This is a genomic window from Alphaproteobacteria bacterium (assembly GCA_030740435.1).
GTDB lineage: Bacteria > Pseudomonadota > Alphaproteobacteria > UBA2966 > UBA2966.
Genome location: JASLXG010000165.1, coordinates 1 through 8624, shown reverse-complemented (window position 1 = coordinate 8624; position 8624 = coordinate 1). Strand labels below are relative to the sequence as shown.

Sequence of the window (8624 nt, the reverse complement as noted above, 5' to 3'; positions counted from 1 at the left end):
CCGAGGGCTGAGGGTGTCAAATTCGCCCGACCACCCGCTCCGCCTCCCAACCACCCACAGGATACCACAGGGATTATCGATGGGTGGTTGGGAGGGGGAGCGGGTGGCCGGGATCAATCTTGAAATGCTCACGGAAGCAGTTCGGCGGCACTTGGATCGTGGCTCTGGAAGCCGGCTACGGCGCGCCGCCGGCTGGCCACGCCATAGCAGTAGAGGCAGCCGTGGGGGCAACTGTCGTAGGCGCCGATATCGCGCGAGCGGTGGCACAGGCAGTCGGGGCGATTGCCCATCTGGGGCGCCTGGATGGGCCGCCCGGCGATGCGTGCCAGGCGCTCGGCATCGATACAGCGGGCCGGCTCGGTACCAGGCGCCAGCAACGCCGCCTGCGAGCAGACGGTCAAACGCATGCCGTGCTCGGCGGCGATGACGGCCAGCTCGGCGGCGAGCCGCCGTTTTTCCCCGGCTTCCGGATCGAACCAGGAAAAATCACCCTCCCGGGCCGCCCGGTCGAGCCGGCGCCGGGCCTTGCGGTAAGGGTTGACGAACGAGATCACCACCTCGTCGCTGGCCCCGGCCAGCGCCCGGGCCAGGCGGCCGAAGCTGGCGAGGTGGTGGCGGCGATCGGTCAGCGAGGAAAACACCACCGGGTCGTAGCGCCAGACCACGGCGTGCGGGCCATATTCGGCGGCCAGGCGGTGCATCAGCCGGATCTGGTCGGCCGCCGGCGGCACCGAACGGTCCAACAGCGTGGGGTAATCCAGCACCGTATAGTGCACCACGAACGGCGGGCCCAGGCCTCGCAACCGGGCCAACTGAGGCAGGAAGGGCGCCACGTTGCGGGTCCAGAAAACGAAGCCGTCGACGGCTTCGCCGGCCAGCGCCACCTGGTAGCTCTGGCCGCCGTAGGGATTGCGCACCCGGCAAAAGCCGGCCGTCAGGCGCCGGTCGAACCAAGTGCCGTAAAAAGCCGGGATATCGGTGCGATAGCTGGCCGAAACGATCATGGCGGCAGCCAGCATAGCCCGGGAGCGGTCCGGCAAGGGAGGGCAAAAAATCGGCATTCGAATGCCAATTTAGGGCCCCGGGAGGACGTCTCGTGCTTGCGATAGGGCGTGAGGCTCCCTATATATCGCCTCAACATATGGAACGGCCCTGCACCGAGGCATTTCGGGCTTCACGTTTTGGGGGTCCGGGCGGTGCCTTTTTTTGTCGCGGCGCCGTCCTTGCGAACCAGAGAGGACACCATGGGTAAGATCATCGGCATTGACCTTGGCACCACCAATTCATGCGTCGCCATCATGGACGGCTCCGATCCCAAGGTGATCGAGAACGCCGAGGGCGCCCGCACCACGCCCTCGATGGTGGCCTTCACCGAGGATGGCGAGCGCCTGGTCGGCCAACCCGCCAAGCGCCAGGCGGTGACCAACCCGGAAGACACGTTGTTTGCCATCAAGCGCCTGATCGGCCGCACCATGGACGATCCGATGACCAAGAAGGACATCGACATGGTGCCCTACAGTATCGTCCGGGCCGACAACGGCGACGCCTGGGTCGAGGCGCGCGGCGAAAAGTACGCCCCCAGCCAGATCAGCGCCTTCCTGCTGCAGAAGATGAAGGAAACCGGCGAGGCCTATCTTGGCGAACCCATCAGCGAGGCCGTGATCACGGTTCCGGCCTACTTCAACGACGCCCAGCGCCAGGCCACCAAGGACGCCGGACGCATCGCCGGGCTCGACGTGAAACGCATCATCAACGAGCCCACGGCGGCGGCCCTGGCCTATGGCCTCGACAAGGGCGACAACCGCACCATCGCGGTCTACGACCTGGGCGGCGGCACCTTCGACATTTCCATCCTCGAGCTCGGCGACGGCGTCTTCGAGGTCAAATCGACCAACGGCGACACCTTCCTCGGCGGCGAAGATTTCGACATGAAGCTCCTCAACTACCTGGCCGAGGAGTTCAAGCGCGAACAGGGCATCGACCTGCGCGGCGACAAGCTGGCGCTGCAGCGCCTCAAGGAGGCGGCCGAGAAGGCCAAGATCGAGCTTTCCAGCGCGACGCAAACCGAGATCAACCTGCCCTTCATCACGGCCGACGCGTCGGGCCCCAAGCATCTCACCATGAAGCTCACCCGGGCCAAACTCGAGGCCCTGGTCGAGGACCTCGTCGAAAGCACCATCGAGCCCTGCCGCAAGGCGCTGAGCGATGCCGGCCTCAGCCCCGGCGAGATCGAAGACGTGGTCATGGTCGGCGGCATGACGCGCATGCCCAAGGTGGTCGAGACGGTCAAGAACTTCTTCGGCCGCGAGCCCCACAAGGGCGTCAACCCCGACGAGGTGGTGGCTGCCGGCGCCGCCATCCAGGCCGGCGTGCTGCAGGGCGACATCAAGGACGTGCTGCTGCTCGACGTGACGCCCTTGAGCCTAGGCATCGAGACCCTGGGCGGCGTCTTCACCCGCCTGATAGAGCGCAACACCACCATCCCGACCAAGAAAAGCCAAGTCTTCTCGACCGCCGAGGACTCCCAGAACGCAGTCACCATCCGGGTCTTCCAGGGCGAGCGCGAAATGGCCTCCGACAACAAGCTTTTGGGCCAGTTCGACCTCGTGGGCATCCCGCCGGCGCCGCGCGGCGTACCTCAGGTCGAGGTCACCTTCGACATCGACGCCAACGGCATCGTCAACGTCTCGGCCAAGGACAAGGGCACCGGCAAGGAGCAGCAGATCCGCATCCAGGCCTCGGGCGGGCTGGCCGACGCCGAGATCGATCGCATGGTCAACGAGGCCGAGATGCACGCCAGCGAGGACCAGGAACGGCGCGAGGCGGCCGAGACGCGCAACCAGGCCGAGGCCTTGATCCACGCCACGGAAAAGAACCTGGGCGAATACGGCGACAAGATCGGAGAGGACGAAAAGCAGGCCATCGAGGGCGACATCGAGGCCCTCAGAGGCGCGCTCGAAGGTGACGACACGGCCAAGATCAAGGAACTGACCGAGGCCCTGGGGCAGTCATCGATGAAGCTCGGCGAGGCCATGTACCAGGCCAGCGCCGCCGCCGAGTCCTCACCCGACGGCGCCACCGCCAGCGCCAGCGCCGCTGGCCCTGGGGGCCCCGACGACGAGGCCGAGGCCCATGCCGAGAGCAACGACGACGTCGTCGATGCCGACTTCGAGGAAGTCGACGAAGAGAACAAGGACAAGGGTTAGCCGGTCAGGGGCCGGAGGGCGCGGGGGGCGGCACGGGCGCTGGTGATCGGGCATGGCCAAGCAGGACTATTATGACCTCCTCGGCGTCGGCCGCAGCGCCGATGCCGACGAGCTCAAGCGGGCCTACCGAAACCAGGCCAAGCAACACCACCCCGACCGCAATCCCGGCGACAGCGCCGCCGAGCAGAAGTTCAAGGAAGTCTCCGAGGCCTACGAGGTCCTTAGCGACGACCAGAAGCGCGCCGCCTACGACCAGTTCGGCCACGCCGCCTTCGAGCACGCCTCGGGCGGGCCGGGCGGCGCCGAATTCGGCTTCGGATCATCCTTCGCCGATGTCTTCGACGACCTTTTCGGCGAATTCATGGGCGGCCGGCGCGGCGGCGGCCGCCAGCAGAGCCGCGGCAATGATCTGCGCTTCAACCTGGAGATCGGCCTGGAGGATGCCTTCCACGGCCGCAACCGCGAGATCAGGGTGCCCTCGACCGTGCTCTGCGATTCCTGCGAGGGCTCAGGCGCCCGCGACGGCGCCCGGCCCTCGCTCTGCGGCACCTGCCAGGGCGTCGGCAAGGTGCGCAGCCAGCAGGGCTTCTTCACCGTCGAACGCACCTGCCCCAGTTGCGGTGGCGCCGGCCACGTCATCACCGACCCCTGCCCCAGCTGCAGTGGCGCCGGACGGGTGCAGAAACAGAAGACGCTGGCGGTCAAGATCCCGGCCGGGGTCGAGGACGGCACCCGTATCCGGCTAAGCGGCGAGGGCGAGGCGGGATTGCGCGGCGCGCCGCCGGGCGATCTTTACATTTTCCTCTCCATCTCCGCCCACCGCCTGTTTCAGCGCGACGGCAGCCACCTTTATTGCCGCGTGCCCATCCCGATGACCACGGCGGCGCTGGGCGGCGCCATCGAAGTGCCGACGCTGGGCGGCGCCCGGGCCCGCATCACTATCCCCAAGGGCACCCAGACCGGACGCCAGTTCCGCCTCAAGGGCAAGGGCATGCCGGTGATGCGCAGCAACGGCCAGGGCGACCTCTATATCCAGGCCACCATCGAGACGCCGGTCAATCTGACCAAGGCCCAGCAGGAGCTGCTGCGCCAGTTCGAAAGCGAAGGCAGCGCCCGCACCAATCCCGAATCCGAGAGCTTCCTCAGCAAGGTCAAGGAACTCTGGGACGACCTACCCGAGTAACGCGCACTCGTGCGCTTTTCTTTCCCTCCTCGATCCATGCTTTAATTGCTGGCCTGAGTAGCGGCCAGGGAGATCGTCATGGGGCGGACCAAAATCGGCATCGTCGGCTGTGCCGGCCGCATGGGCCTGACCCTGGCGCGCCAGGTGACGGCGACAGAAGGCTGTGAACTTTGCGGCGGCACCGAGGTCGCCGGCAGCGAGCAAATTGGCCGTGACCTGGGCGAGCTGGCCGGCCTGGGCAGCAGTGGCATAATCGTCGGCGACGACCCGGCGGCGCTGTTTGCCGCCGCCGACGCCGTGCTCGACTTCACGGCGCCGGCCGCCAGCGCCACCCACGCCGCCCTGGCGGCCGAGAACGAAACCGCCCACGTCATCGGCACAACCGGCTTCGAGCCCCTGCACCAGGCCGCCATCGAGGCGGCGACGACGCGCGCAGTCGTGGTGCAGGCGGCAAACATGAGCCTGGGCGTAAACCTGCTGCTGGCGCTGACGCGCCAGGTGGCGGCGGCATTGGACCCCGAGTTCGACATCGAGATCGTCGAGATGCATCACCGCCACAAGGTCGACGCGCCCTCGGGCACGGCTCTGGCGCTGGGCCGGGCCGCCGCTTTGGGCCGGGGCGCAGACCACGACGAGGTGGCGGCGCGCGGCCGCGACGGCATCACCGGCGAGCGTGAGCGCGGCGACATCGGCTATGCCGTGCTGCGCGGCGGCAACGTGGTGGGCGAGCATTCCGTGGTCTTCGCCGCCGACGATGAACGCATCGCACTCAGCCACATCGCCGGCAACCGCGCCATCTTCGCCCGCGGCGCCGTGGCCGCGGCGCTTTGGGCCCAGGGCCAGCCGCCGGGGCTTTACGGCATGGCGGACGTGCTGGGGTTGGGGAACTGATAGCCGCTATCGCTGGTTTGGGATTTGATGGCAGGCGCCGGGCTAACTAAAGTGCCGCCATGACGCTTAGCAAAGCCAACGTCGACAAGCTCTTCGCCCAGCTCGCAGCAGCCAACCCAGCGCCCAAAAGCGAGCTCGACTACAAATCCCCCTTCACGCTGCTGGTGGCCGTGGTGCTGTCGGCCCAGGCCACCGACGTCGGCGTCAACAAGGCCACGCCGGGGCTTTTTGCCCTGGCCGACACGCCCGAGAAGATGGCCAAGCTGGGCGAGGCCAGGATACGCGACAAGATCAAGACCATCGGCCTTTACCGCAACAAGGCCAAAAGCCTGGTTGGCCTCAGCCGCGCCCTGATCGAGCACCACGGCGGGCAGGTGCCGGCCCAGCGCGAAGCCCTCGAAGCGCTGCCCGGCGTCGGCCGCAAGACCGCCAACGTGGTCCTCAACGTGGCCTTCGACCAGCCCACCATGGCCGTCGATACCCACGTCTTCCGGCTCGCCAACCGCTCCGGCCTGGCGCCCGGCAAGAATCCGCTGGAGGTCGAGAAGGGGTTGCTGGGTGTGGTGCCCGAGCGCTGGCGGCAACATGCCCATCACTGGCTGATCCTGCACGGCCGCCACGTCTGCAAGGCCCGCAAGCCCAATTGCCCGGCCTGCGTGATCGCCAAAATCTGCCGCTACGGCGCCAAGGAGGAAGCGTAGCGGGGAACGCCCGGAACGCTGGCCTGGGCGCGCAAAAATGTCTTCAGGCAGGCGCGCGCTGCCATGGCCTCGGGGAGGCTGATCTCGACGTGCTCGACACGCTGGCCGCTCTCTGCCGCTTCATAAAGAAAAACGTGCAACACGCAGCCCCGGCGGCGGTACTGCCAGACCTCGCCCGGTGGCTCCCGGCGCAGCAAGCCGGGGGGGCCGAAAAGATCCGCCACGGCGGTGCGTTGCAGCCCCACCAAGTCCTCGAGGCTAACGGCCGGCTCAGGCGCCGCCACGGGCGGTTTCTTTGGTGCTGGAGCGACCGCAGCCGCCGGCGGCTTCACCACCGCGACCTTGGCCGGCGCGGCCGGCACGGCCGCCACCTGTTCCGGTTTGGCAACGATTTTGCTTTGCGCCGCCGCAGGGACCGACCGCACCGGCACGAGCATCGGAGCGACCGCCTTTTGCACCGGCGGCGGTTCGGCCGTGACGCAGGCGCCGAGCGCTAGCGCCAGCCCGACCACACCACCCTTGACTTGCGATCGTGCTACCAAACCTCCCGTTACCTTCCTTACACTAGCGCTGGGACCCCGGCGGGGCCCGGAAGCCTTGAAACAGATGCACCATCGCGGCCGTCGCCAAGAGCGGCGCCAGCAGGTTCAAGAGCGGTATGGTGAAGAGGAAGGTGATCACCACACCGGCGCCCAGAAGCCGCCCTCGATGGGCTTTTTGCAAGGCCGTCGCCTGGACCGCGTCGAGACGCCTCATGGAGACCAACTCGAAATACTCCCGACTCAGAAGGTAACCGTTTAAGCCATAGAAAATAAAGACATTTATCAGCGGCAACCAGATCATCAAGAGGTAGATCGGCAGCACCACGATGTTGGCCACCACCATGACCACGAAGAACTTCAGCGAGGTCGCCATGGCGTCTTTCAAGGGCTGCCCCGGGGCCGCCGCCTCGTCCGGATAATGGCGGCCCTCGACGGCGCCGGCGATCTCTTCGAGAAACAGGCTTATGAAAATGCTGACCACCGGGGCAAACAATACCGCCGCCAGCACCAGGTAGCCGGCCAGCACGGCGATGCCGCTGATGAACGAAACCAGACCCTCGATCCAACTGTCGGGCAGCCAGCCCAGCCAGTCGGTGAGCAGCGCGTCGAGCTGGCTCAGCGCCGGCCAGGCCAACAGCGAGAGCAGGACAAAGACGACAATCGCCAGGCCCAGGGATTTGAACAAAACCCCGCGGAAGGTGGCATCGGGAAGTTGCTGGAAGCTTTTGACGAAGGCAGAGATCATGGTCGGGCACCGCTGCGCGTTGCATATGCCCTGGTCATGTAATGGCGCCGCGGCCCCGGCGCAATCGTTTGTTGACGCCGGGCGGCGCCCCTATACTGCGGCCCATCGTGTGGGTTTGGAGAGTTTTACATGAGCAGCGAGCTTTTGGACGTCGTCGGCATCGGCAATGCCATCGTCGACGTGGTCAGCCACGCCGACGATGCGTTTCTCACGCGTCATGATCTTGCCAAGGGCGCCATGACCCTGATCGACGCCGACCGGGCGGAGCAGCTTTACGGCCTGATGGGCCCCGGTATCGAGGTTTCCGGCGGCTCGGCCGGCAACACCATGGCCGGCATCGCCAGCCTGGGCGGCCGCGGCGGCTACATCGGCAAGGTGCGCAACGACCAACTCGGCGAGGTCTTCGCCCACGACCTGCGCTCGTTGGGCGTCGAATTCACCACGCCCTTGGCCGACGGCGGCGCCCCCACGGCGCGCTGCCTGATCCAAGTCACCCCCGACGGCCAGCGCACCATGAACACCTATCTGGGCGCCTGCACCGGGCTCGGCCCCGACGACATCGAGCCCGAACAGATCGCCCGGGCGCGCCTGACCTACATGGAGGGTTATCTGTGGGATCCGCCGGGCGCCAAGGAGGCCTTCCGCAAGGCCGCCAAGATCGCCCACGCCGCCGGGCGCCAAGTCTCCATCAGCCTCTCCGATGCCTTCTGCGTCGACCGCTGGCGCGACGAGTTCCGCCACCTGGTGGAGGCCGAGGTCGACGTGCTGTTCGCCAACGAGGACGAGTTGATCTCGCTCTTCCAGGTCAAGGATTTCGACGACGCCCTGCAGGCCTTGCGCGGCGGTTCGTTGATCGCCGCCTTGACACGATCCGAACAGGGCTCGGTGGTGGTGCGGGGCGAAGAGGTCCACGTCATCGACGCCGCCCCCATCGCACGCCTGGTCGACAGCACGGGTGCGGGCGATCTTTACGCCTCGGGGTTCCTCTATGGCCTGACGCGGGATTACGACCTGCACACCTGCGGCCGTCTGGGATCCGCCGCCGCGGCCGAGGTCATCCAGCACGTCGGCGCCCGGCCGGACACCCCGCTCGACGCCATCGCGGCCGAAATCGTGGGATAGCGCGTTTCAAGGTTTGGCCGAGCCGCTTGTCAGGATTTGATTCAACCACAGAGGCACAGAGACACAGAGGGGGATAGGGCAGACCCTCCGTGAATCTCTGTGCCTCTGTGCCTTCTGTAATCGGTTGGTTGATGTCAAGCTCCGAACGCCCTTTGTTTCCGTCTCCGCGGTGATGCCTGCAGGGGCTCCGTTCTTCTGTCCGCAGTCGGCGCCCAGGCTTCCTGCCGGAAGCCC

8 protein-coding genes are annotated in these 8624 nt (G+C 66.8%); 5 read left to right on the top strand and 3 right to left on the bottom strand.

The annotated features are described in order from the left end of the window. Window positions 1-128: 128 nt before the first annotated feature. Window positions 129-1004 (bottom strand): DUF1848 domain-containing protein, encoded by an 876-nt coding sequence (locus tag QGG75_16675; protein ID MDP6068868.1) that lies wholly within the window; start codon window positions 1002-1004, stop codon window positions 129-131. Between the two features lie 219 nt (window positions 1005-1223). Here QGG75_16675 and dnaK point away from each other — a divergent pair, with 219 nt between their 5' ends. The 4 genes from dnaK (at window position 1224) to nth (ending at window position 5981) form a co-directional block, all read left to right on the top strand. Then, complete coding sequence (gene dnaK / locus QGG75_16670) at window positions 1224-3206, top strand: molecular chaperone DnaK (protein ID MDP6068867.1); 1983 nt, start codon at window positions 1224-1226, stop codon at window positions 3204-3206. 52 nt (window positions 3207-3258) lie between these two features. Next, on the top strand, window positions 3259-4389 hold the full coding sequence (dnaJ, locus tag QGG75_16665) for a molecular chaperone DnaJ (protein MDP6068866.1): 1131 nt from the start codon (window positions 3259-3261) through the stop codon (window positions 4387-4389). 78 nt (window positions 4390-4467) lie between these two features. After that, window positions 4468-5280, top strand: a complete 813-nt coding sequence (dapB, locus tag QGG75_16660) for a 4-hydroxy-tetrahydrodipicolinate reductase (protein ID MDP6068865.1) — start codon at window positions 4468-4470, stop codon at window positions 5278-5280. A gap of 59 nt (window positions 5281-5339) precedes the next feature. Continuing rightward, a complete protein-coding gene (nth, locus tag QGG75_16655; GenBank protein ID MDP6068864.1) occupies window positions 5340-5981 on the top strand; it encodes an endonuclease III in 642 nt (213 codons plus the stop codon). Here nth and QGG75_16650 read toward each other — a convergent pair. Continuing rightward, window positions 5957-6523 (bottom strand): hypothetical protein, encoded by a 567-nt coding sequence (locus QGG75_16650; GenBank protein ID MDP6068863.1) that lies wholly within the window; start codon window positions 6521-6523, stop codon window positions 5957-5959. The two genes, nth and QGG75_16650, sit on opposite strands and share 25 nt — an antisense overlap. Before the next feature lie 22 nt (window positions 6524-6545). After that, window positions 6546-7268, bottom strand: a complete 723-nt coding sequence (locus tag QGG75_16645) for an EI24 domain-containing protein (protein ID MDP6068862.1) — start codon at window positions 7266-7268, stop codon at window positions 6546-6548. 129 nt (window positions 7269-7397) lie between these two features. Between QGG75_16645 and QGG75_16640 the strand changes: the two genes are divergently transcribed. After that, window positions 7398-8390, top strand: a complete 993-nt coding sequence (locus tag QGG75_16640) for an adenosine kinase (protein MDP6068861.1) — start codon at window positions 7398-7400, stop codon at window positions 8388-8390. Window positions 8391-8624 lie beyond the last annotated feature (234 nt).